Source organism: Paenibacillus sp. J53TS2 (assembly GCF_018403305.1).
Lineage (GTDB): Bacteria > Bacillota > Bacilli > Paenibacillales > Paenibacillaceae > Fontibacillus > Fontibacillus rhizolycopersici.
Genome location: NZ_BOSK01000005.1, coordinates 270,915 through 295,495, shown reverse-complemented (window position 1 = coordinate 295,495; position 24,581 = coordinate 270,915). Strand labels below are relative to the sequence as shown.

Sequence of the window (24,581 nt, the reverse complement as noted above, 5' to 3'; positions counted from 1 at the left end):
CTTGCTCCCTAACCTCAGCCTTTGACCGCTCCGGCGGCAATGCCTTTGATGATGAACTTCTGCATCAACAGGAAGAACGCAATAACCGGAATCATGCCCATGACGGCATAAGCAAATGCCAGGTTCAGGTCGCTGCTGTATTGTCCGAAGAAGAAATACTGCTGCAACGGGATCGTACGATATTGGTTATCCTGCAAATACAAGAGCGGCAGCAGGAAGTCATTCCAGATATATAAGGCGTTCAAAACGACAACTGTCGCCGTCACCGGTTTGAGCAACGGGATGATGATTCGGGCAAAAATCCCCGGCGTGCTGCAGCCGTCAATTTTGGCTGCCTCCTCGATCTCGCGAGAGATTTGGCGGATGAACGCGGCGTAGAACAACACGCCCGTCTGGATGCCGAACCCGCCGTAAATCAGAATGATTCCCCAATGGGTATCGAGCATCTGAAGCGTTTTGCCGAGTTTATACAACGGCAGCATGGTGACTTGAAACGGAATCATCATGCCGGATAGAAACACCATGAACATAAGGTTGTAAAAGGGCTTGTTTCTTCTCGCAATGGAGTAGCCAGCCAAAGCGGATACCAGCACGATCAGCACGACGGAGACCACCGTGACGATCAAGCTGTTCATGATCGCCAGCGGGAATTTCGAAGTCTCCCAGGCATGGACGTAGTTGGCGAAGTTAAGGCTGGACGGCAGCGCGTAGAAGTTATCGAACGTTTGTTTCGCTGTTTTTAGCGACATCAGCAGAGCTACATACAGCGGAAAGAGAAATAAGACCGCCAGTGACAGAAACAGGATGAAGGTGATGGCTTTGTTCGCTTTCATTAAAGCTCAACCTCCCGTCTTCTGGAAATGGACATCTGAACGACCGTCACGAGGACGAGAATGAGGAAGAACAGCATGGACAGCGCCATCCCGTATCCTCCCTTAAACGAGGCGAACGAAGTCCGGTAGATATAGGTGGACATGACCTCGGTCGCAAAGCCGGGACCGCCGTTCGTCGTGACGTAAACGAGATCGAACACCTTCAGCGAGCCGGTGAGCACGAGCAGTAGGTTGATCGTAACGGAAGGGGCAAGCAACGGCAACGTGATGTGCCGGAACGTCTTCCAAGTTCCCGCCCCGTCGATGCGGGCGCTTTCGAACAACTCGCCCGGAATGCCTTGCAGGCCGGCGATGTAAATAATCATCGGCGACCCGACCCCTTGCCATAAAGCGATCAGGATTAAGCCGAACAGCGCGTAATCGGGATTGCCGAGCGGACTGGATACCTCGAGACCGAGATGGCTCAGCAAGTTCGGAATTCCCGTGCTATAGTTATAGCTCCAAACGAACCCCGCCAGCACGATCGAGATGACGCTCGGCAGGAAAAAGACCGTCCGAAACAGGTTGCGCAAAGGCAAGAAAGCGTCCAACACCAAAGCCAGCAGCAGAGATAGCACGTTAACCAGAATGGTTAGAATAATGGCATATTTAAACGTGTTCCACAGGGCGTCCCAAAAGCTCGGATCCCCAAAAGCCTGCACGTAATTATCGAAGCCTACGGAAGCAAAAGAATCGGAAACCCCGTCCCAATTCGTGAACGAATACCGGGCTCCCATCACCAGCGGAATCACGACCGCCAGCACGAACAGAGCCATCCCCGGTAGCATAAACAAGACGTACCACATTTCATTTTTCGCCGTGCGTTTTAAAGTTTCCATCGGTTCACCCTCTCCTAAACCGGCGAAAGGCACAGGCCCCTGCCCATGCCTTCCGTCTAGTTCGCTCTATTTGTGATTTTTGCTCACCCAGTCGTCCATATCGGCCAGGATTTGATCCACGGTCGTTTTATTAAAGAACAGTCTTTGCAGGTTTTGGTCGAACTGAGAGCGCCAATCGATTGTCGTTTTAGCCAGATAGAGCTGAGAGTCGTAAGTTTGCGCGTTATCGAAGTACGGTTGCAGGTCTTTGAGCGCCGGAGCGATATCCGTCGAGGTACCCTTCACGTAGCTAAGCGATTTGATGTTCTCGACCCAGGCGTCCCCGCCTTCCTTGCTGCTCATGAACTCCAGGAATTTTAAAGCGGCTTCCTTATGTTTCGTCTTGCTGCCGATCGCCAGCGAAGCGTCCGCATTGAAATCGAGCTTGTTGGCATTCTCGTCATTGCTGAACGGGTACGGGAAGTAGCCAAGGTCATTGTTGTAAAGCTCCGGATTCTTCTTCTCGATGTCCGGCAACGGCCAAGTGCCCATGTACATCATGCCGACATCCCCTTTGGCGAAAAGATCGACAGCTCCGTTGTAATCCACGCCAAGCTGATCCTTGTTACCCAGCTCATACAGCTTGAGCGCGTGTTCCATCGTCGTTTTTACGGCCGGATTATCGGCGAATTTTGCTTCGCCGGTTTCGATCTTCTCGAAGAAGTCCGGTTGGCCGATCAACGCCGAATTGCTTGGCATATCGCGGGTATCCCACATGGTCAGCGTCCAGGCATCCTTCCACCCCAAGGCGAACGGCGTTTTGCCGGCGGCTTTGATTTTCTCCGCGGCGGCGATCATTGCGTCCCAGGTTTTGGGTACCTCAAGGCCCAAGTCGCGGAAAATTTTCTTGTTGTAGAACACGGCGATCGGGTTGGCGTTCAGCGGCATGACGTAATTTTTCCCGTCGGTTGCTTGGCCTTTCACCACATTCTCGTCGAAGTTGCTTAGGAACGGTTGGCCGGTCAAGTCCATCAGGTAACCGCCATCGGCAAACAACTGGGTGTTGAAGCCGGCGTTCAGGGTGAACACGTCGATGATGTCCCCGCCTGCCAGCTTCGTCTTCAGCAGGGTATAGTAATCGTCGTATTTCACCGGTTGCACTTCGACCTTGATGTTCGGATTTTGGCTTTCGAACTGCTCCACGATTTGGTTGATCTGATCGGTGAAATCGCTTTTGAAATGCATGAATTTGATGGTCACCGGCTCACCGGAATCGGCCTTGTTGTCGGAACCTTGGGCGGTATTCGTATTTCCGCCGCCGTTATCCGTGGTCGGCGATGCCGAATTGTTCCCGCCGCCGCAAGCGGCTAGCAAAACGCTTAACATCAGGATGCAGAGGCTGATAGACATCCACTTCTTCAATTGAGCTTCCCCCTCGTCTAGGTCGTTAAAGTCGGTACGAACGGCCTTCGCATCGAGCCATTTTTTGCCTAGCTCGGCGCGCCTTCGTCCTGTCTTTATCGTATCGGTCCGCCGCCCCGGCCGGAATAAAATAAATTGTGCGTCCGATGTTCAATTTTTTGTGTTTCCGGTTTGGTCCGCATGGGCATTGCGGTATTCGGAGGGGGTTTGCCCGGTATTTTTTTTGAACACCTGACTGAAATAACGCTGGTTTTCGTACCCCACCAATTCGGAGATATCGCTGATCTTCCGTTCGGAGGAACGAAGCAGCTCACACGCCTTCTCGATCCGTTTGCGCGTCACGTATTCGATGAAGTTCTCAGAAGTGACGGACTTGAACAGCTTGCTAAGGTAACTGGGATCCAAATGAAATCGGGTAGCCGCATCAATCAAGCTAACGTCTTCGAAATAATGGGCATCCAGATAGTCGACGAGTTGTCCGATCAATTGCGCCGAATCCGTTTCACGCCGACCCGCCCCGTATTCCTCGGCGGCATCCGCCCATTCGGCGAGCAATCGGCGAAGCTCACCGGGTTCGGTGACCCCTGCGACGGCGGCGGTTTCGTACAGCGCAGGATGCGCCGCGGCGATGCCTTTCATTTCTGACTCCGCCGCCTCCCGGATGATCATGAGCTCCCGCTGGACCTGTCCGATCGTAATGTCGACGGAACGGTTGGTTCGCGTTCGGTAATCCTCCAACAGTCTACGGAAGTCCGTAGCGGAGCCGGAGGCAAATGCCTGACGGATCGCCAAGGCATCAAACGAAGTCAAAGCCGCCGTGTTCCGCGGTTGCTCCGATGGATTCGCCAGCGACACCGTCAATCCCGACCCATGCAGACATTCATGAAGAAGGGTACGTTCAGCGGCGCGATACGCCTCGGGGAGTTCCGCGTACCCTTCGCACACACCGCTAACACCGGCCAGCACCTCAAGCTTCAGCGTACGCTGAACGGCTTTGTGAAGGGCTTCCAGCCATTTGTACCCGGGGGTGCCTCCCTCTTCGGCCGTTGCAAAGGCTTCACCTTCGGGAGAGTCTTCCGAGACGATCAGGCAACAACCCATGCCGTCGTCCGAGATGAAAGTAGGCATCCGCTCGTCACCAAGGATTTCACGCAAGATATTATCGATACTGAACATTAACAATTCGGCATTCCCGTGAAAACCGGTACGAGCCACCTCGGAAAAGCGGCGGAAACGAATCACGACGAGACGGTAGGACTCACTCGCGTCCATTTGCATTTCCCTTGCTTGCTGCATGATATCTGCCCGATTGGCGATCCGCTGTGCCGTTACATTTTGCAGGAAAGCCCCTCGCTTCATCCGGCGCATTTCCCGCGTTTCCCTCTGTTGCTGCTGCAAGCTCATGTAGCGACGGATCGCCTCCATCGCCTGAACCATGGATTCGCGCAGCTCCGGGACAGACACCGGCTTAAGCAAATACTCGCACGCCTGATAGCGGATCGCCGCCTTCAAATACTCGAATTGCGAATACCCGCTGATGACGATGACCCGAATATCGCCATATCGTTCATGCAACGCCTCCAAAAAGCGTTGTCCGTCCATGACCGGCATGTTCATATCCGTGACCACGATATGCGGTTTGCCGATTTCGATCAGTTCCAGCGCTTCTTCGCCGTTCTGGGCTTCAGCGATCACTTCGACGTCCAGCAATAGCTCGCTGATCATTTTTCGAATCGATTTGCGTCCTAGCGTCTCGTCATCCACGACCATGACTTTATACATCCTCAGTCTCCCCTTGTCTGTAAGGAATCGTCAGACTTACCGTCGTCCCCTGCCCCGGTCGGCTGTCGATCTCAAGCCCATAAGGCGTCCCATAAAACAGCCGGATCCGTTCGTGAACATTGCGAAGGCCGATAGATACTCCCGAGAACACCTTGGAAGCAGGATGAGCCAAAGCCGCCCGAAGAGCCTCTAGCTTGTCCGGTTCCATACCGGGTCCGTCATCAGAAATCGACATCCGGATATGGTCGTCCTCCCGCAACGCAAACACCTCAATCCGTACTACGCTCCGTCTCGTTTTGCCCAAAGCGTGCACCATGATATTTTCCAGGATCGGCTGAAGCACGAAACGGATGATCCGGGCATCCATCAACTCCGATTGCACATCGAATCGGGTTGTAAGTGATTCCTCGAATCGGAACTGTTGGATATACAAATAGTTGTTCAGGTGCGCCAGCTCGGCCCCGATCGTCGATTCCATGTTCCCCTCGTAAAAGCTGTAGCGGAACATATCGCCTAAGGCCCGGCACATCTCATGGATTTCGTAATCGCCAGCCAGCACCGCTTTGCCGCCGATCGTCTGCAGCGTATTGTATAGAAAATGCGGATTGATTTGCATCTGCAGGGCCATAAACTGCGCTTCCTTGTTGCGCAGCTGCATTTTGTATTCTTTTTCAATCAGCTCCTGGATCGTCCGGGTCATGAAGTTGAAGCTTCCGGTGAGTTCGGACAGGTCATCCTGCCAACGGTTCGTCGGCAGGGTCACGTCAAAGTTGCCTTTACGAACGGCTTTCATCGCTTTTCCGAGATATTGGATCGGCCTCGTGATGAACTGCTGGGCCAGCAGGGAGAACGCCGCAATCACCAGCATAACCAGGACTAACGCTCCGAGGGTAATCCTCAGCGTCATTTGCCGGTTATGGGCGAGTTCCGTGCTGGGATAAACGATATTCAGACCGATATTGGCGTGATCCAATGGCGAGCTGCTGACCAAGAGCTTCTGGCCCTCCGTAAATTGCAGCGTATGCTCGTTGCTGTCGTTCAATTCGTCAGGAAGCCGGTAAGGCTTGATCTCTGTTTTGTAATTGTCGTTCGTCCGGTAGAAGGTTTCCCCATGACCGTTTTGCAGCACAATCACATTAGGCGCCCGGTTATAGGTCTCTACTTTTTTCGTGAAGTCTTTGCCAAGGACGTAAAACAATAAGGTCCCGAACTTCTTGCGGTAAAACGGATCGTAAATCGGCAATGCATAGACAAAAAGATCCTGCTTGATCGCGGGATCCTGATACGTAAACATAAGGGAATGTTGAAACGGCAGCTCGGCGACATCGCCGTAATGCGGCATCCTCCGATCCAGCGCGATGGCGTTGTAGCTATCGGCACGGGTCCAGCTGTCCCGCAGCGTATGATCGCTCCCGTAGACCATGATTTTGATGATGTCCGCGTTGTTGCTCACCGCCAGACGGTAATAGCTGGCCAGCGATTCCCTGACGTCGATGATATCGGCGTCGTTGTAATTGGTGCCGTACTCCATCAGGTCGATGACCCGCTTAAAGCCGTAAACCTGAAGGGCGGATGTGGAGAAGCTGCGAAAATACTCGTCCAGATAATCGGACAAATATTCGGCGTTCTGGTCCGAGCTGCGCACCATCGCCTGCTCCAAGGAACGGGTACTGTTTTGGTAAAAGAGGTAAGACAGAACCAACAAGGGGACCAGCGAGATCAATACGGTGCTCCAGACGATTTTGGCGCGGATGCTTTGGTTCATGAATAGACGTTTGATCATATCGGTTCCCCCTGGGGTCATAGATGGTAAGTTTCAAAAGTTTATAGCATGTTTACGTCCAGATGCCAGCGATACACGCCGCGAGCCGGAACGGTGGCGGCTTCGCCTTGGCGCACGGCATGGGCGAGTTCATCCATGCGGCCCGTGGCCGGCTCCAGGGCGAGCTGGTAGTTGCCGCCAAAACCGCCGTAGTTGGCCCAAACGGCCAAGTACGGCACACGGTCCGCCGGGAAGCGGAACGTCAGCGCCTCGCCGGTCGCGGGATCGCTGATCCCGGCAAAGCCGGCGCTGAGCCGGCCGGAGAAATAATATTTCTCCGCGAATCGGCCGGCATTGGGCTCCACTGTGCGCAGGTCGATCGGCTCTCCGGCCGCGCCGTGAGCCAGCGGCCAAGCATGTTTGTCGCCGAAGGTGCCCAACCGTTCTCCCGCGGAATAGGAGACCTCGATCTCCGTCAATTCGGCCGGGACGTGGAGCTTCATGCCCTCTCGTACCTGCAGCAACGGATGGGCCGCCCATAGGAAAGAGAACGGCGACTCCGAGCGGTTCGTTACGGCGTAATCGATGCGCAGCGTGCCCTCGGCAGGAAAGGTGTACGTCTTCTCTAGGACGTATGGAAATTGTTCGCCGTTGATACGGCAGCTCAACGCCTCCGAATCTGTGACGCGGTGTTCCCAGGGCCGGGACCAGACCTCCCCGTGATCGGGAATCGGCCGCCCTTGCCAGGGCTCGTTCGGGTAAACGCCGGCGTTAATGGCCGGGAACATTTCGTCCCAGCCGCTTTCATCGCCATCACCGAAGGACGTGCCATAACCACGGTTCCCCAGCAGTTTGCCGCTGTGCCAGAGCCACTCGCGCCCGGTCTTGCGATTCCGGAGCGAAACGGCCTTGCCGCCCAGCTCCGGAACCACAGTCACCGCTATGAGGTTGGTTTCCCCTGTCCAGGCGTCCCAGCGTTCCACCTGGGTCTTTCGCCATTGTATCATTCGCCTACTCCTCCTCCAACCGGATCGCTAAGGTGGTACGTTGTTGAATCGTCGCCTGTGATTTGTCTTTATGGCTTGTGGCTTGTGGATTTATGCCATGTGGCCGGTGGCTTTATGTCATGTGCCATGTGGCTTGTGGCTTGTGACTTGTGGATTTATGCCATGTGGCTTGTGCCAAGCTCCTTGTTCCTTGTTCTTTGTGCCCACTTCCCGCAGGTTTTCCTCTATGTCGCGGGATCTGGATCTTCTAACGCTTGTGACCGACGCTATTTGAGCAAAAAAAGGGCGATGCTGGATTTAACGCTTACCAGACACCTTATTTGCTCATTTTATAGTGAAAAGGGGGCTCAATCGCCCCCATAAGCACGCTGATCAGCGTTAAAAAATAATATGCGTCATTTTAAGCCAAATAAGAATTGTGGCAAGCGTTAGCGCACGTCCTCCACGCTTCCATCCACGCTTCCATCGACACTTCCATCCACGCTTCATCGACGCTTCCATCCGCTCTTCCCATCCACGCTCTGGTACTTGCGCATTTATGCACACGTCTACGCATCCGCATCCGCATCCGCACCCGCACCCGCACTCACACTCACACTCACACTCACACTAGCGCCAGCTCCACCCCACACGCTGGGTTTATGGCTCATTGATTCAAGGTTTCTTCGTTTTGTGCTCGCTGTTCATTGCTTCGTTCGCCCAGCGGCCAGCCCGCCGGGGTTACCGGCGGCACATCCGCTTGTGGATCAATGCACCTGGGTGGCTAGGCTCCAGGGCCAGCACTTCGTCGAACCGGACGGCGGCCTCTTCGGTCCGGCCGAGGCCCAGCAAGCCTAGTCCCAGCATGAAGCGGCAATGGATGACGTTACGTTTGTTCAAATCGTCCTCGAACACGAGGAAGTCCGGCAACGAAACCGCGAAGTAATCAAATTCCACCTCGTCGAACAGATGGGTCTCGGCGTAGTCGATCAGTTTGTTGAACCGCCGTTTGGCTTCCTTTTCCACGCCCAGCTTCCACCAGGCCAGCCCTTGATAGAAAATCATCTCCGGCGGCTGATCGTTATAGTACATCGCGCCGGACGGTTCTTCCAGTCCTTGCGAGGCGGCCTGCCAATACGCCGTTGCCTGTTCTAGCCGGCCCAATACTTCATAAGCGCAGCCCAAGTAATACAGGATGTCGTTCTCCTGTGCCCCGGCGAGTTTGCCTTCCCCAAAATTCTCCGGATAAACGAGCGCTCGCTCCAGCCGCTCAATCGCCAGCACCCCGTTTCCGGCCTCCAACGCTTGTTTGCCGAGCTCGACAAGGGCTAACCGATATTGCCCGGTCACTTTGCCTTCTCCGCCCTCCCAAGGATGGAACTTGTGGGATTCCAGCGCCCGCAGGGCGTCCTCATGACGCATCAACGTATTTAACAGCGTGACGTACTCTACGTACAAATCGTCGCGTTTGCCCACCAGCGCCGGATGCCGCTCCAACGTCGCAAGTCGTTCCGCCGCCGGACGGCCCAGCTTCTTGTAGAGCTGATCCAGCTCGTAAAACACACGGGCATCGTCCGCGTTCAAGGCGAACGCCATCTCCAGCGCCTCCCGCGCGGCCTCCGCATCATTGCGCTTGTTGAAATATGCCAGCGCTAAATTGCGGTGCACGGTCGGGAACCCGGCGTCCTCCTTACGGGACGCCTCCCAGTGGGCAATCGCGTCATCCGGGCGTTTCTTGTCGTACATCCAGTTGCCGAGATAGTAATGCGCTTTGGCATCGCTCGGATCGGCAACGATGGCGCTTTGCAGCACGAGCAGATCCGTCAGGCTGTTCGGGAAGCAGTAATCCGCCGGGGCGGCGGCGCCTGCCTGCCGATGCAACGCGGCCAATTCGCCGCGGCCAGCCCGTTCATGGGCATAGGCCAAGGTGTAGTGCAGCATCGGGTAAGCCGGCGTGGCCGCGTCCGGCGCAATCCGCTGCATCACCTGCACGGCTTCATCATACAAGCCGAAGCCGAGGTAGTCCGCGGCCAGCTGCAGGGCGTTATGCGCGTCATCGCGCATGAACCGCCGGAGCTCAGCCAAGGCCGCGTTCGCGGCGACAGCGTCGCCCGAGGCTAGCAGCGCGGCCCAGCGCTCGTTGGCGGCGCCGAAGTCGGCCGGGTCGAGCGCCAGCGTCTCGGCCGAGTAGCCGAGCGCTTCCGCCGTCCGCCCGAGCTTCCGCAGCAGCGCCGCCTTCAACAGCCGCGCCTTATAGTTGCGGCTGTTCCGGATGAGCGAGCGCTCAGCCAGCTCGAGCGCCTCCGCATAGCTGCCGCGGCCGCAGGCGATCGCGGCCAGCGAGAAGTAGCCGCTGTCCTGCCAGGCGGCGGACCAGACGGATTTGTAGAAGGCGGCAAACGCCTCTTCGTCCCGCCCTTGGAATTGCAGCGCCAGCCCAAGCTGGTACAGCGCTTCGCTGTCGTACGGGTTCGGGTTACGCCAGGTGAGCGACTTCACCGCTGAACGGAAATGGGCTTCCGCTTCGGTAAACCGGCCCCGGCGCAGCAACAACGTGCCGTAAGCGACATTGATGCGGATGTCTCCCGCATCCCGCTTCAAGCCTTCCAGATAGTACGCTTCCGGCTCGAACGTCGCATGACGGTATTGCTCCAGGTGAAGGCCGGCCAAATACAACTGCTCGTTTGTCTTCAGCTCCTGCGGTTTCGGCAAAGGTTTGGCGGCTTCCGGTACCTGCTCGATCGACGGCTTGGCCGGACGGTACGAAATCAGCAGCCGTCCTTCGCCGTTACGCACGGTCACGATCAGGTCATGCGGTTGGTCGCCTTCGTCCAACGTAACAACCGATTTGTAGGTAGCGGCCGGCGACAGACGCACCGTGTCGGATACATAGATCCGGCGTGAGCCCTTCAACTCCACGATCGCCCCTTCATAATCGGAGGTCGCATAAGCCAACACCGTTGCCGTCCGCGCCGTCTCGTCGACCTCGAGGTTGACGGCCGCTTCGATGGAAGCATTTTTCACGACGCCAATGTCTTTGTAGGGCATGAAATACTGTTTAAACGTCTTCTCCTCATACGGCTGCAACCAGGTGAAATCCGGCTGATTATCGGTGTACACCCCGGTCATCAACTCAATGTAAGGACCGTCCTCGTCCGTCAGGTTGCGGTCCCAAGCCTGGCCGAATTCGCCGTTCCCCCAAGTCCATTGCTTCTTCCCCGGGGAGATATGGTGATTCGCGACATGCAGCAGGCCGGCCTGCACCCCATGGTCGTATCCGCCCACGAAGTTGTAGTCGGACTTGTAAGCCATGTAGGACGTAGGCACCGGGATATTTTTGTAGCGGGAAATATCTACACCCTCCGAGTAATCCATCTTGTAATAGGTGCCAGTGGCGATTGGAAAACGCGAGACATCGCGTTTGCCGTGGTCGAATACGGCGGTAACGTCCGGCGGAAACACGGACTGCGTATGGTCATTGACCGCCACGGCTGGGTTAGCCCACCACAGGAAGGTCTGCGGCTCCGGCGTCCGGTTGTAAAGCTGCGCGGAGATCTCTAGGTAAGCCTTACCGGGATACAGCGTAAATCCGGCGGTCACTTTGGTGCCGTACATCCGGTCGATTTCGCTCACCCAAACGGTGGCGCTGCCATCCTCGCCTTGCTCCAGCCGGTATTCGACCGGACCATAGGTGTTCGGCCGGTGATGCTGCGGCCAGTTGAATTCAATCCCCCCGGAAATCCATGGCCCAGCCAGGCCAACCAGCGCCGGTTTGATGACACGGTTGTAGTAGACGAAATCGTAGTTGTTTGTTTTGTCGAGCGCACGGTAAATCCGCCCGCCCAGCTCCGGCATGATCTCGATACGAACATATTCGTTCTCGAGAATCGCCAACCGATAGCTGACCTCTTGCTTCTCGTCGTGAATCTTATCGATGACCGGATGCGGGTAGACCCGTCCGGAACTGCCTTGATAAACGCGTTTTTCCAAAAACATCGGGTTTTTGTCCGGCTCCCCCACCCCGTACGTAGGAATGAGCTTATCCTCTTCCCAGACTCGTACCGCGGCCCGTTTGGAAGCCTCCCGCTGTTGAATGTTCATATCCAATCCTCCCCATCGTTGTTATAACGTTTGTAACCCCAATGTACCGCGAGCACAGAGGAATTCCAATTGACGAAATACGGGAGATGATGGATTATATTCTTATTGGAGGTGTTCCGTATGGAGAAGAACATCCGTAAACCTGACGGGTTCGAATCCCAAAAGCTGTTCGTTCAACCGGACTATATGCTGAAAGAATTGATGATTTCCGCGCTGACCCGCCCGCTGTTCGTCAGCGATATCGGTTTTTTTCCGCACGCGCAGCACCACTTTCGGGAACGGCCGGATGGGGCAGACGCTCATATTTTCATCTATTGCGTGGAAGGCGAAGGATGGGTGGAATGGAAGGGGGAATCCGGCGGCGACGAACCCGGCGATGCGGTGGGGACAACGAGGACGTCGAACCTAACCGAACGGAGCTACAAGCTGACAGAGCGACAGCTGGCCGTCATCCCGGCCGGTGCGCCGCATCGATACGGGGCCTCGACCGACAAGCCCTGGAGCATATACTGGTTTCATCTGCAGGGCGAGGATACCGCTGCGTTGATTCGCACCTACGGATTGGATCAGGACGGACCCGTCCGGCTGCCACTCAGCGTTCATGCTCAGTTACTGGAGCAATCGGAGCAGTGTTACCGCCTGCTTCACGACAAGCATTACTCCCTGCCCGTGCAGATCCACGTCGCGCAGACGATGCGCCATCTGCTCAGCAGCATCGGGCTCAGCGCCGAACGTTCGGCGCAGGACCGCAAACGCGAGCGTTATTTCGACGAGGCCGTCCGCTACATGACTGAACGGCTTGCGGAGAGCGTCACCCTCCCCGAGCTGGCGAAACAGGTCGGTCTGTCAAAGCAGCATCTCGTTTATTTGTTTAACCGGGAGGCGGGCCTCCCGCCGATCGAGTATTTTTTGCGGCTCAAAATGCAGCGGGCCGGACAATTACTCGACCTCACCGGCTTGAGCGTCAAGGAGATCGCCGGTGCGGTCGGCATGTCCGACCCGTATTATTTTTCGCGACTATTCAAGAAAATTATGGGGTACTCTCCAACCGAATACCGAAGCATTCCAAAAGGATAAACCCGGCAAGGCAAGCTCCGCTGAATGTCATCCGCTGATGCGCATCAAGACGGCTTCGCGGGCCGCTTTCGTCAAACCGCCGAGCACCAGATCGTAAGAATGATCGATCATCGCTCGCACATCGTCCAACGGCAAGCTGCCGTCCACTGTGACCGTATTCCAGTGCTTTTTGTTCAGATGGTAGCCGGGTTTGACACTCGCGTGCTGCTCCCGCAGATTGGCGGCGATAACGGGATCGCATTTCAAGGAGATGCTCGCCGCCCCATCATCGGACGTGACGGGCAGTAAAGCGAACATTTTCCCGCCGACCTTCATCACCAAAGTCTCCGGACCAAAGGGATACTCCTGGACGGCCCCTTTTTTGGACAAGCAATAATTAACCAACTTCTTATACACCGATCTTCCCCCTCACTCGCAGGTTTCTGGTGTTACTATATCACGACGGCCAAGCGAGGAAAAGCATTGTTGGGGTTGGGGTTCTGTGGACTCTTGGCCCAGATTCATTAATCAGCTTCTCCCCATCCCGACTATACAAGGTTCTCGCATAATCCGGTTGTTTGAATGGTCCCCGCCTCCGGATCGATCCGGTAAGTGGCAATTTCGAAGCCGCCCAGGTGAACCTCCTCCCGGATGCCCATCGAAGGGATGGCGATCGTCGTCTTCCTCGCCTGCCCCGTAGGCTCAAACAATCGCACGATGTACCCCTTCCTATCTTCCGCCTGCTTGAAGGCGCTTAGCTGGATGACTTCATCTCCCAGCTCCAGCAGGGATTTGGACAATTCCCCTTCCCCGGATGAAAAAAAAGACAACGCATAAGGCCGCTCGTTGCGCGCAGTTGCTTCGCGATCTATTCGTGCGGCTCGCTCCGCGAGTTCCCCTGCGCAAAGCCAGAAGGTAAACCGATGCTCCCCTTGGTCGATCCGCGGCGAGAAGCGGTCCTGCGCCAGGATCGGCCGGTCGCCGATCGGATGGGCGCAATAACCCGGGCTGCGCAGTAGCGATAGTCGCAATTCACCGTCCAGGTAATCGCAGCCGTAGATGCCGTCGTTGACGCAAGTTAACATTCGCTGCATGCCGCCAGGGGTGCGGCCCAGGACGGAGACCCATCTTTGGGCGACGGCCTCGGTGCCCTCCTCCGGCAATTCGCTGATCCCGAAGGCCGTCTGGCCGCGGAACTGCCCGTTGCCGCCAAACACCGTAGGCACCGCCAACTTCAGCATCGTATCCTTCTCATTCCAGTAAACCCGCAACTCGATTTCGATCTCCGTTCCCTGCTTCGGCAGTTTGTAGGTTTGAACGAGAAAAGAATCCCGGTACCGGAACACCGCCTCAATCACCGTCCGCACCAAGCCGTCCTCGATGACGCGAACGGATGGCAGGGTCGCCTGGATACCGGAAAAGGCGCTGCCTTCTGCCGGCTCCATCAGCCCGAACCGTCCAACGACGTCGCGGAATGCATGGGTATCCATGCGCCACGGATCCTCGTTATCCTGGAGGGCCAGCGCGGCGAATGCCCCCGGCTGAAGCAGAGACTCGCCGCCGCGTATCCGGTATTCGTCGATCAGACCCGTGCGAGCGTTGATCGTGACCTCCAAATCCTCGCTCTGGAACCGATAGGCCCCGTTCTCCTCCCGCAGCGTCGGGAGCGGCTTGTGATCCCGCATTTCGATCCGGCAGTTGAAGCGGTTCATCGACAACGGCGCCAGCTCCGCCGCAAACACGACTCGCTTCCGCCAATCAAGAGGCAGATTGCTCTCCTCCTTCTCCGCCTGGCAAGGAACGGGCACGCCATCTCGGTAAACGACAGGGTTGGAGAATCCTTCGCCCCAATTGGGGTCCTCTAACATAAATTCGCATTCGAAGATGCCCCGGACCGGGAAGGGGTGCGGGTTATAAACCAACACCGGATACTCCTGCGGCTGCGCTTTCGGCTGTCCGGCGGCCAGGGCGAAGAAGGCCCGCGTCTTCAGGCGTGAGGCGGTTTCCAACCCATGGCTGAGCAAATGCAGCGCGGACTCCTCAGCCGGCTGGATCGACGTCCCCGGCAAGATATCGTGAAACTGCGCCATCATCAGATCCTGCAGAGCAGCACGCAATTCCTCCGCCGGATAGGGAAGGCCGTGCTGCAGCGCGGCGGCGGACAGCATTTTCTCCGTTAGATACAGCTCGTTCTCGAGCTTCCGGTGCCGTTGTTTAACACGGATCATTGATGTATAGCAACCGACGAAGCGGGGATTCAAATCCCCCGCGTAGGAAGGTAGCGCTTTGGCCTCCGGCAGCTCCCGGAAATAAGCCTCCGGTGTGGAATGAACCCATTCGAACCCGCCGCAGGACTCGGGCTGCTGCATCATCTCCCCGATCCGGTCCAGATCAAAGCGGGACGGTCCGCCTCCATGGTTGCCCACGCCCCACGGGATCAGGCCGATCGGTTCATCGCCGTGATTTCCCAACCACTCGCCGATCTTCTCATGGGCTTTCCCCAGCGCCGAATTATAGCTGCCTTCGATTTTGTGAGCCATCAGCTGGCTGCCGTTATTGCCCTCCCAGATAAAATCCCGGGCCGGCAACGCCGGGAACTCGTCCGGACGCATGAAAATGTATGAATCATAACCCGCCTGCTGCATCATTTGCACGAGGCCTCGCGTATGGCCAAACGAATCGAAATTGATCGCGGTGGTCGGCTGCACGCCGAATTTCTCGCGGAAATACTCCCGTCCGAGCAGGATCTGCCGCACGAACGATTCGCCCGACGGCATATTGCAATCCGGCTGTAAATACCAACCGCCCATAATGTGCCACTTGCCTTCTCGGACCAACGTTTGGATACGGGTGAACAACGACGGCTCGTATTCCTCGACCCATTGATACAAAATCGCTTCATTATGATTGAAAATATATCCTTCGTACGCCTCGCAAAAATCCGCAGCCGCCCGGAATGTCGAAATCGCCGCAGCCGCTCCTTCCTCCCACTCCCATTGCCATACCGGATCCAGATGCGCGTTGCTGAGTAAATGCAGTTTTTTCACAGGTCTCCCCCTTGTCTTGCTTTCCATGATGAAGGCGCACTCCCCGTTGGAGGCGCTTTCCAGGCATGATGTTACCGTGTAAAGTTGGGAGCGTAAAGGTACCTTTGCGGTGTGTGGCGTACATTTTCCCTACGAAGAGGACCTGCGGAGAAATAACCGGCGAGAATGCCTTTATTTTCGCTCGCCGATGGCGAGGTTCTGAAAAAATAGCGCCGCTCAATCAGGTATTCGCGCTGGGAATGACCGAATATCATCCAACCGCCGAAAATAGCAAACAGGGGCCATCCCACGGAGTTCGTCATTGACTTCCGCTTCGGGATCGCCCCACTAAACTATAACGTTTGCGGCGCAAGCGCGCCGTCAAACCGATATTCCCCACCGGCAGCGGCCTCGAAGGCGATGCGGCGGTCACCAGAGCATAACGTAAACGTGCCCGGCGAATAGGCGCGCACGACTACATCGGTCAATCGTCCCGCTTCCCAGGCGAGATTGACCTCGGCGTTTCCGCGGGCCCTTAGACCCGTCACCCGGCCAGTCGGCCACGCCGCCGGCAGCGCCGGCAGTAGGTGAATTTCCCCGTCCGGACGGCTTTGCAGCAGCATTTCCGCAATCGCTGCGGTACCGCCGAAATTGCCGTCAATGACGAAGATGTTTGTCTCCGCGCCGGCGATGCCGGCCTTGGAGTAGCTCAGCAAATTGTTGAAGCACAACTCCCCGACCAGGTGCGAAATATGTTTCAAGGCACGGTCGCCGTCCTGCAGCCGGGCGAAGAATAATCCGAACAGCGCGGCCGTAAACTCGATATCCTCGAGTTCATCTTGCTGCATGCGGTTTTCCAGCGTTACCCGAGCCGCGGCCGCCAGCTCCGGCGTTTCCTCCGGCGTAATCTGATGGGCGGGATACAGCGCAAACAGATGCGATAAGTGGCGATGCTCCGGCTGGGCTTCCTCGTAATCCTCCAGCCATTCCTGCAACTGTCCCTTCTTGCCGATCTGCAGCGGGGGCAGCAGGGAGAGGGCCGATTGCAAAAGCCCTTGCAGGTCCACATCCTCTCCCAGCAACTCCGCCGCTTCCAGGCAGAACGTGAAGAGTTCCCGAACAAGTACCTGGTCCAGTGTCGTCCCCATCGACAACTGCCAATGCCCCTCCTCCGGACGCCCCGGGTAGAAGTGGTTCTCTGGGGAGTTCGACGGGCCGGTCACCAACCAGCCGTATTTCGGATGTATCGTCATATAGTCAAGGAAGAACCGGGCTGCTTCGCGCAGCACCGGATACGCCTGATTCGCAAGAAAATCGCGATCCAGTCCATATCGGTAATGCTCAATCATCTGCATGGACAGCCATAACCCGCCGGTGACGTTTAATCCCCAGGAGGTGTCCCAGCCTGGTTCCGTAAATCCCCACACGTTGGAAAATACATGCGCCACCCAACCGGGTGAACCGTAGGCGTCGCGAGCCGTCTTTCGGCCAGCCTGGGCCAAGCCCTCCAGATAACGCATCAAGGGGAGTTGGCTCTCGCCAAGATGAACGACCTCCGTTGGATAATAGTTCATCTCCGTATTCACATCGAGGTGGTAATCGCAGCTCCAGCCCATGCGGCAAGCTTCGCTGTCATTCCATACGCCCTGCAGATGCAAGGGGAGCGGCGAATCCTCCCGCGCGCCGGCCAGGGTCAAATAACGACCATACTGCAGGAATAAAGCAAACAACTGGGGATCGCTGCCGCCCTGCCGCAGTAGCCGGATCCGTTGGTCCGTAGGCAATTCCGCCGCATTAGAGGGGCCCAGATCGATGGACACCCGCTGGAACAGCGGCTCGTAATCGGCCAAATGGTCTGCCATCAGGCGATCGTAGCCCTTGGACAACGCCAAGACGGTCTGCAGTCCGGCTGCGCGCTCCCACGCCCGCGACTCGCTGCGATAGTCCGTGGCGATGGCCACATAGATGCAGGCCTCGTCCGCACTGGTGACGACCAGCCTGCCCTCCTGGACGCGGATGCTGCCGCCTCGCGTCTCGATCTCGATGCGGCCGCGGCAGTTGACGCCGCTAGCTCCGTCGCTATGCACCGTTTCCGTGGCCTTGCCGCGAAATTCGAGCGTCGCAGAGCCCTCCGCCGAAACCGCAAACTCGGGCGTGAGTCCCGCAATGCCCAGCGTAAACGAGACTCCCCCCGCCGCTTCGCTCCACATCCGCGAGACGAGGACATCGTCTGCATGGGAGGCGAATAGCTTGCGTACCAAGGTCGCTCCGGCCGGGCCGCCGGTCGTGGTCAACAGGGCCGTCGCCAAGTCCAGCTCGCGCCGGAAGCCGGTGCCGTCGCAAGTACCGCCGGTGCCGTTAAGAATTCCCTCGCCACTCCCGGCAAATTCGATCACTACATCACACATGGCCAGATGGGTGCCGAAATTCGGCTTGGGCGGCTGCAGCGCCTGCTTCGCCAGCCGGTCGCCGCCGGCGAAATCGCCGGCGAACAGCCGCTCGCGGATTTCCGCCAGCGCCGCTTTGCCATCGGTCGCGGCAGGTGCGCCTTCATCCACCTGGCCCGACCAATACGTCAACTCGGTCAGGTTCCAGACCTCGCGGTCGGGCGCGGCCATCACGACGGCGCCGATTCGCCCGTTGCCCACGGGCAGTCCCTCCGACCAAACCGTGGCCGGCGTGTCATACCAGAGCCGGGTTGCCCCCTGCTCCGTTACGTCCACCTTCATCCGCCTTCACTCCTTCCCGGACGCGAGATACTGCGGTACCAGCCGATACGTTTCTCCCGCTTCCGTAGCAAATTGCGTCTCGCCTTCCACGGTTCGCTCCGCCGCAACCTCAACGCCGCTGTGATAAACGAGAAAAGGCGTGTCTCCGCCGAGCCCCGCTCGAACGCGGCAGGCATGACCCAGACGGGAGACGATCTCCGCCTCGGCCAGTTTCCCGTTCGCCCAGCGCAGGTTCACTTCGAAGCCGCCGCGGGCGCGAAGGCCGCGGACTTTGCCGTCCGGCCAAGCCTCAGGTAAGGCGGGCAGCAGCGCCAGCGCCGGGAGATGCGACTGCAGCAGCATCTCGGCGATGCCGGCAGATGCGGCGAAATTGCCGTCGATCTGGAACGGCGGATGCGCGCCCAGCAGGCTGGCGTACACGCCGCCGTGATGATAACGCTCGGTATCGCCGTCCTTCACCAGCCGTAGCATATTCCCGAGCAGCCGCAACGCCCGGTCTCCATCGCCGAACCGGCTCCACAAAGCCACCCGCCAGCCCAGGCTCCAGCCCGTGCTTTCGTCACCTCGCCGCACCAGTACCTGTCGTGCCGCGGCAAATAGCTCCGGCGTCTCTTCCGCCGACAGCTGACGGCCGGGATAGACGCCCACCAGATGGGAGGTATGCCGATGGTGGACGTCTTCGTCCTCAAAGTCCCGGCTCCACTCCTGCAACTGGCCATACTTCCCGACCTGCAGCGGCAGCAACCGTTCGCGGGCCTGTCTCAGCTCCTCGCGGAACGCCTCGTCGATGCCAAGCACCCCGGCTGCTTCGATACAGTTCGTGAACAGCTCCCAAATCAGCGACAGGTCCATCGTTGCCCCTTCACTAATGGCCGCAACGCCCTCCGCCGTGCGGAATTTATGCTCCGGCGAGGTTGAAGGCGAAGTTACGAGACGGCCCGACTCGTCTTCGATGAGCCAGTCGAGGGCGAATAAAGCGGCGTCCTTCAGGATGGGATAAGCAAAATCATGCAAATATGCGACATCCCCGCCAAAGACGTAATGCTCCCACAAGTGCTGCGTCAACCAGACGCCCCCCATCGGCCAGAATGCCCACGCCGGATCGCCGTCGCCGTAATCACCCACGGGGGCCGTTTGTCCCCAGATGTCCGTGTTGTGATGGGCGGTCCAACCCCGGGTGCCGTAATTGATTGCGGCCGTTGTGGCCCCGTTCTCGGCTAGGTTGCCGATCATCTCCAGGAGCGGCCAGTGGCATTCCGCCAGGTTGCACACTTCTGCCGGCCAATAGTTCATCTCCGCGTTGATGTTTAGCGTCCAGTTGCTGCTCCAAGGCGGCCGGGTGATCGCATTCCAGATCCCCTGCAAGTTGGCCGCCTGCGTACCGGGACGAGAGCTTGAGATCAGCAAATACCGGCCATAATGGAATAAGAGCTCGACTAAACCCGGATCGGAGGCGCCATATTCCGCGATCCGCCGCTCTGTGTCCAACCCTTCCGGAGCAGGCGATTCGCCAAGCCGCAAGCTGACGCGGCCAAACAAGGCTTGGTAGTCTTCGATATGCCGGGCCCGAAGATCCGAATAGCGTCCGGTTAATGCGCCGGCCAGGTCAGCTTTGGCGCGCGCCGTCGCAATCTCAGCCGGAGCAGGCCCGGTCCGGCCCGCCCCCGGGATCCGGTCGAACCGCTCGAAGCTGGTCGCCGCGCTGAAAACCAACACCGACTCCGTCGCATCCAGCACGTGAATACCGGAGCTGTCGACGTTGATCCGGCCGTCGGTATTCACAACCGCCAAACGGCCCTCGAAGGCCATCGCCGGGGAGACAGTCGGGTCGCCGTAGCGGATCGGACGATCCGCGCTCACATAGTTCGGCTCCACCCGTTCCGGCGCCGTCCCCCGCATCACCAGTACGCCTTCTTCCGCCGTGGTGGCATGGCGGAGCGGGCTATCTAGCCGGGCGTGGAAGGCGAGCGCCCCGGGGTGGCTGCACGTCAGCCGCAGTGCAATGACCTGATCCGGGTGAGACACGAAGATCTCACGTGTATAGGTCACCTCTCCGACAGCGTATTCCGTCAGATGGACGGCATTCGCCAAATCCAACGTGCGGCGGTAACTCCGGCAGGCGGCCCCATGCTCGAACGTCAACTGCAAATCGCCGAGCGGCAAATAGGATTCCGTATACGGCCCCAGCATTTGACGCCCCAGTTGGTCCGCCTCTTCAAAGCGGCCTTCCCGGACGAGCTTCCGTACCTCGGGCAATACCTGCCGAGCGGCGGGATTGTTCCAATCGCGCGGATAACCAGACCATAACGTATCCTCATTTAGACTGATCGTTTCCCGCTCCACCCCGCCGTAAACCATCGCGCCGAGACGCCCGTTTCCAACCGGGAGCGCCTCGGTCCAGACCGCGGCTGGTCTTTCATACTGCAGCTTCGTGTTTTGCTCCATTGTTCCTTCCTCCCCTGCCCATTCTTATTTCTCGTTCTTCAACCCGTCACTGCTATGATAAACATGATCTACAATCACCGCATCCGGGCAGGCCTCCAGTTGTATGGCTTTCCTAAGGTCGAACCCGCCGGAAGAAGCCAGCCTAACTTCGTTTCCGCGAAAGATCAAATCCTTCGTGCTGTGCGCGGACAACAGGAAACCCTCCGATTCGAAGTGATTATCGACGACGGCAATTCCACGATGAACCGGCTTATCCGGGAGCGCTTCCCGGTTTTCCGGCGCAATCATGATCGCCGCGCAAGCTTCCCCACCGCAGGAGACAAACCGGTTCCCCTCGATCACCATATCCTCCACCGCACCCGATTCGAACCAGGAATTCGCGTCGGCGGCAACTAGTATGGCACTCATCCGCATTCGTTCAAATAGGTTGCCGCGGATCAAAGTCGACCCGCGTGTGGAAGCCAGCACTCCGCGTGTCGGGATGCGGGCGAAATGATTGCCCGTGATTTCCACCTCCGGGGACCAGGTGACATTCTCGATCACATCCCGCGATCCCTTCTCCTCCGGAGCAGGCCGCTCCAGCGTGAGCAGCAGCTCGCGTGGATCTAGCCGACGAACATCACGCACCTCACCGGTTCCGTACGTCACCAGCGTATCCGCATCGACGAAGCCGATCTCATCCCCCGCGCGGAAAGCCGGTAACCCGTAGGTCTGCGGATGCATAAACCGCACAACCAATTGATTTGGTGCCGGGCGGCCGACGATCCGCAAATACGTGCCGTGGACATTGATCGCATCGTCATGCGCGCCCGCAAAGCGGCAATCCCGAATCGCGATCCGTCCCCGGCAGCCCGACAGGTGGATGAAATCGGCGAAGCCGGCGACGGTCCGGCCGGTTTCGGCGCGCGGCGACAAGTCCAGATGCTCGAAGACGAGGTTTTCGCTGAATTGTCCGACCATCCCGAGCCCATGCATAAAATGCAGGCCGCAGCCGGAAAACGCGATGCCGTCACTTTCATGCACAAGGACGCCCACCTGATCCCGGAGGCCGTCCCGCATCTGTACGATCCGCCCGGGGACCATCCCCTCGGGTAAGCCGCCGTCAAAATCAAACCGCAGCCGTCCAGGGCGGACCTCCTCCGTATGCGTAGTCATCCGCTCCAGCCAATTATCCACCCGCCAGGTCGTATTATCGACCGGATCGCAGAGCTGCATCGGCCCGGCCCGAAAACGCCAGTCTTCGCCGATCCATTCTAGCCTTCCTTCTTTCACCTCATAGCTCGAATCCGGATGCACTTCTGCCTCCATCCAGCCCTCCTCTTGCTCGCACCGTTTCACCGTCATTTCCGTTACCGTCGGTATAGCGTAATCGAAGTGAAGGTCGCGGATGGCAACGTCTTCGCAGCTGTCGATCAACAGCATCGTCTGCTTGCCATGGAACAGAAACAGAGCCCCGTTCCCCCGGAGGGTCAGGTGCCGCTGCCCCTTTAGCAGCAACCCGATTGTCTTCGTAACATCCGGCAATTCCTCTTCGCTTGCCGTGTTGGTCACATGGTAAGGAGCCCGGATGGCCGCCTGCGAATAGAAATGATACCGTCCGCATGGCACATCCAGCACAACCGGACCTTCCGCTCGTTCGGCCGCCTCCAATGCTAGACGCATGGCCGGCTGTGCATCTTCCTCCGTATCCGGCCGGGCTCCATAATCCACTAGGGAGATTACGGTTGCACGATCTTCGCCTAACATATCACATCCGCTCCTCTCCATCTATCTCTGTATTGGCAGAAAAATGCCTAAAAACGTCCATCTTCGACTCCACCATCTCGATAAGAAAAACGGAATGCCGGCCCAAGAGGCCGGCTTCCGTGATCCGCGCCGCCGGTAGCCCAAAAGCGGCTGCGACGCGAAATATTCGAGTTATTTCGCCGATTGGTCATACGCCTTCTGCAGAATTTCCAGATAGCGATCCAGCTTCAAGTCCTTCAAGCCTTGCACATAAGCATCCCAATCCTTATTCAAGTCCTTGTTGCCAGTGATGAACTGCAGCTGGCTTTGCTCGATGTAGTTTTTCAAGTTCGTTTGCAGCATGCTGGCTTCGTCAATTTCGCTTGGATCAATCCAGATCGACCAGATTGGGAAAATCTCCTTCGGCTCATGTCCTTGATACAGCAGCGAGGCGTTATACAATCTGCGCTCATAGCCGTCGGAGGCGTAGATGTCTTCCCCTTGTACCCACGTATCGCGGTATTCCTTCGGCATGTAGAAGTGGCCCATGCCGCTCCAGCCCGCATTGTGCGGCGCTTCGCCTTCCTTCATCTGAATCGTCTTGACCATCGGCGTTACCCCTTCGCCAAGGGCCTTGTCACCGGGCTCAGGATCGGTCCAATCGATGCCTTTCATCCCTGTGCCGGCATTGGTTTGCCCTTCCGGTGTATACATGTAGTCGATCGCTTTGATTAGGGCGACTTGCACTTCTTCGCTGGCTTTATTCGTAATGACAAATTTAGCCCCCGAGGTCACGCCGCCGGCATCATGCGTGGCGAACGAAACCCCTCCCGGTCCTGACAAAGGCGCCAGCGGATTGTAGTGAGCAGAACGGGTATTGCCCGGATCGATGTTTACGAAAATTGCCGGATGCATGCCCGCGCCGGCGCCAAGGATTTCCGCATCCGCGTTTTCGCCGATCTTCTTGTAAGCCTCGGCGTTTTGCGTAAAGGCACCCGGATCGATCAGTCCTTCATCGTACAGCGATTTGATGTAAGCCAAGCCCTCTTTCCACTCCGGCTTGATCGCTGCGGAAACCACCTTTCCATTTTCCATGTTTAAATAGTTGCGGTCATCATCATAGACGAAGGCATTCATTAAATAGGGCACGATACGTACGCCGAAATCCTCCGTGGAGCCGCTAAGCGGTACTTCGTCCGCCTTGCCGTTGCCGTTCGGGTCCTTTGTTTTGAACGCCTGCAGCATCGCTTTGAATTCCTCCGTCGTTTTGGGCTCTTCCAGGTTCAACTTCTGGAGCCAATCCGTGTTCACCCACATTTTATTCGGATAAGAGCAGTGGAAGCATTCCGTGTAAGCGCCGAGCCCGTAGATGTTTCCGTCCGGGGCGGTGTACAGCGCTTTCATTTCCGGGGATTCTTCCATCGCTTTTTTGATATTCGGGCCATACTTGTCAATCAGGTCGTTCAGCGGGATCAATACGCCTTGTTGCCCGTATTTGAGCACGTCGGCTTGGGAGAATTCGTCGATGTAAGCGGTCAGCAGGTAGGCTTCCGGATAGTCGCCGCTCGCCAACGAGATTTGGCGTTTCTCCTTCGCACCGTCGGACGGGTTGATCTGCCAGTTAAACTTGATATTAAACTTCTCTTCCAAAAACTTCGTAAATTTATTGGTCGGAATATCGATGCCCGATTCCTGAACGGCGAAGACGCTGACTTCCACCGGTTTGGTCGATTCCGCGCCCGACGAACCGTTGCCCTGGGCGTTGTTCGAGCTCTCTGTATTTTTTCCCGAACAGCCGCTGATCACCAGCGTAATCGCCAGTACCAGCATGAACATGCTAAGCAGGGTTTTTTTCAA

General features: G+C 57.5%; 14 protein-coding genes. 1 reads left to right on the top strand and 13 read right to left on the bottom strand.

What is annotated here, in order from left to right; genetic code table 11:
* Positions 1 to 14 precede the first annotated feature (14 nt).
* The 7 genes from KJS42_RS13645 to KJS42_RS13615 form a co-directional block, all read right to left on the bottom strand.
* Entirely contained in the window at positions 15 to 833 is an 819-nt protein-coding gene (locus KJS42_RS13645; RefSeq protein WP_244868474.1) for a carbohydrate ABC transporter permease, read from the bottom strand.
* Positions 833 to 1,711, bottom strand: coding sequence for a carbohydrate ABC transporter permease (locus tag KJS42_RS13640; RefSeq protein ID WP_155606814.1), 879 nt, complete (start codon positions 1,709 to 1,711; stop codon positions 833 to 835). Before KJS42_RS13640 ends, KJS42_RS13645 begins: the two co-directional genes overlap by 1 nt.
* Before the next feature lie 66 nt (positions 1,712 to 1,777).
* A complete protein-coding gene (locus KJS42_RS13635; protein WP_213623164.1) occupies positions 1,778 to 3,112 on the bottom strand; it encodes an ABC transporter substrate-binding protein in 1,335 nt (444 codons plus the stop codon).
* Between the two features lie 150 nt (positions 3,113 to 3,262).
* Positions 3,263 to 4,894, bottom strand: coding sequence for a response regulator (locus KJS42_RS23290; RefSeq protein ID WP_213623163.1), 1,632 nt, complete (start codon positions 4,892 to 4,894; stop codon positions 3,263 to 3,265).
* Positions 4,887 to 6,677, bottom strand: coding sequence for a sensor histidine kinase (locus KJS42_RS13625; protein WP_213623162.1), 1,791 nt, complete (start codon positions 6,675 to 6,677; stop codon positions 4,887 to 4,889). The genes KJS42_RS23290 and KJS42_RS13625 overlap by 8 nt, the downstream gene beginning before the upstream one ends.
* 41 nt (positions 6,678 to 6,718) lie before the next feature.
* The gene (locus tag KJS42_RS13620) at positions 6,719 to 7,663 is read right to left on the bottom strand and encodes an aldose epimerase family protein (RefSeq protein ID WP_213623161.1); all 945 of its coding nucleotides are present in this window, start codon (positions 7,661 to 7,663) and stop codon (positions 6,719 to 6,721) included.
* Between the two features lie 720 nt (positions 7,664 to 8,383).
* Positions 8,384 to 11,743, bottom strand: coding sequence for a DUF5107 domain-containing protein (locus KJS42_RS13615; protein ID WP_213623160.1), 3,360 nt, complete (start codon positions 11,741 to 11,743; stop codon positions 8,384 to 8,386).
* A gap of 120 nt (positions 11,744 to 11,863) precedes the next feature.
* Between KJS42_RS13615 and KJS42_RS13610 the strand changes: the two genes are divergently transcribed.
* On the top strand, positions 11,864 to 12,820 hold the full coding sequence (locus KJS42_RS13610; protein ID WP_213623159.1) for an AraC family transcriptional regulator: 957 nt from the start codon (positions 11,864 to 11,866) through the stop codon (positions 12,818 to 12,820).
* Between the two features lie 27 nt (positions 12,821 to 12,847).
* On the opposite strand, the gene KJS42_RS13605 is transcribed toward KJS42_RS13610, so the two are convergent.
* The 6 genes from KJS42_RS13605 to KJS42_RS13580 all read right to left on the bottom strand — a co-directional run bounded on the left by KJS42_RS13605 (position 12,848) and on the right by KJS42_RS13580 (position 24,581).
* Positions 12,848 to 13,216: an MmcQ/YjbR family DNA-binding protein gene (locus tag KJS42_RS13605; protein ID WP_193416822.1), complete on the bottom strand. Its 369-nt coding sequence runs from the start codon at positions 13,214 to 13,216 to the stop codon at positions 12,848 to 12,850.
* 131 nt (positions 13,217 to 13,347) lie between these two features.
* Positions 13,348 to 15,846, bottom strand: coding sequence for a glycoside hydrolase family 38 N-terminal domain-containing protein (locus tag KJS42_RS13600; protein WP_213623158.1), 2,499 nt, complete (start codon positions 15,844 to 15,846; stop codon positions 13,348 to 13,350).
* Between the two features lie 332 nt (positions 15,847 to 16,178).
* The gene (locus tag KJS42_RS13595) at positions 16,179 to 18,554 is read right to left on the bottom strand and encodes a glycoside hydrolase family 95 protein (protein WP_213623157.1); all 2,376 of its coding nucleotides are present in this window, start codon (positions 18,552 to 18,554) and stop codon (positions 16,179 to 16,181) included.
* A gap of 6 nt (positions 18,555 to 18,560) precedes the next feature.
* The gene (locus tag KJS42_RS13590; RefSeq protein ID WP_213623156.1) at positions 18,561 to 20,999 is read right to left on the bottom strand and encodes a glycoside hydrolase family 95 protein; all 2,439 of its coding nucleotides are present in this window, start codon (positions 20,997 to 20,999) and stop codon (positions 18,561 to 18,563) included.
* Between the two features lie 24 nt (positions 21,000 to 21,023).
* On the bottom strand, positions 21,024 to 22,745 hold the full coding sequence (locus KJS42_RS13585) for a right-handed parallel beta-helix repeat-containing protein (protein WP_213623155.1): 1,722 nt from the start codon (positions 22,743 to 22,745) through the stop codon (positions 21,024 to 21,026).
* Between the two features lie 171 nt (positions 22,746 to 22,916).
* On the bottom strand, positions 22,917 to 24,581 hold the full coding sequence (locus KJS42_RS13580) for an extracellular solute-binding protein (protein ID WP_155606824.1): 1,665 nt from the start codon (positions 24,579 to 24,581) through the stop codon (positions 22,917 to 22,919).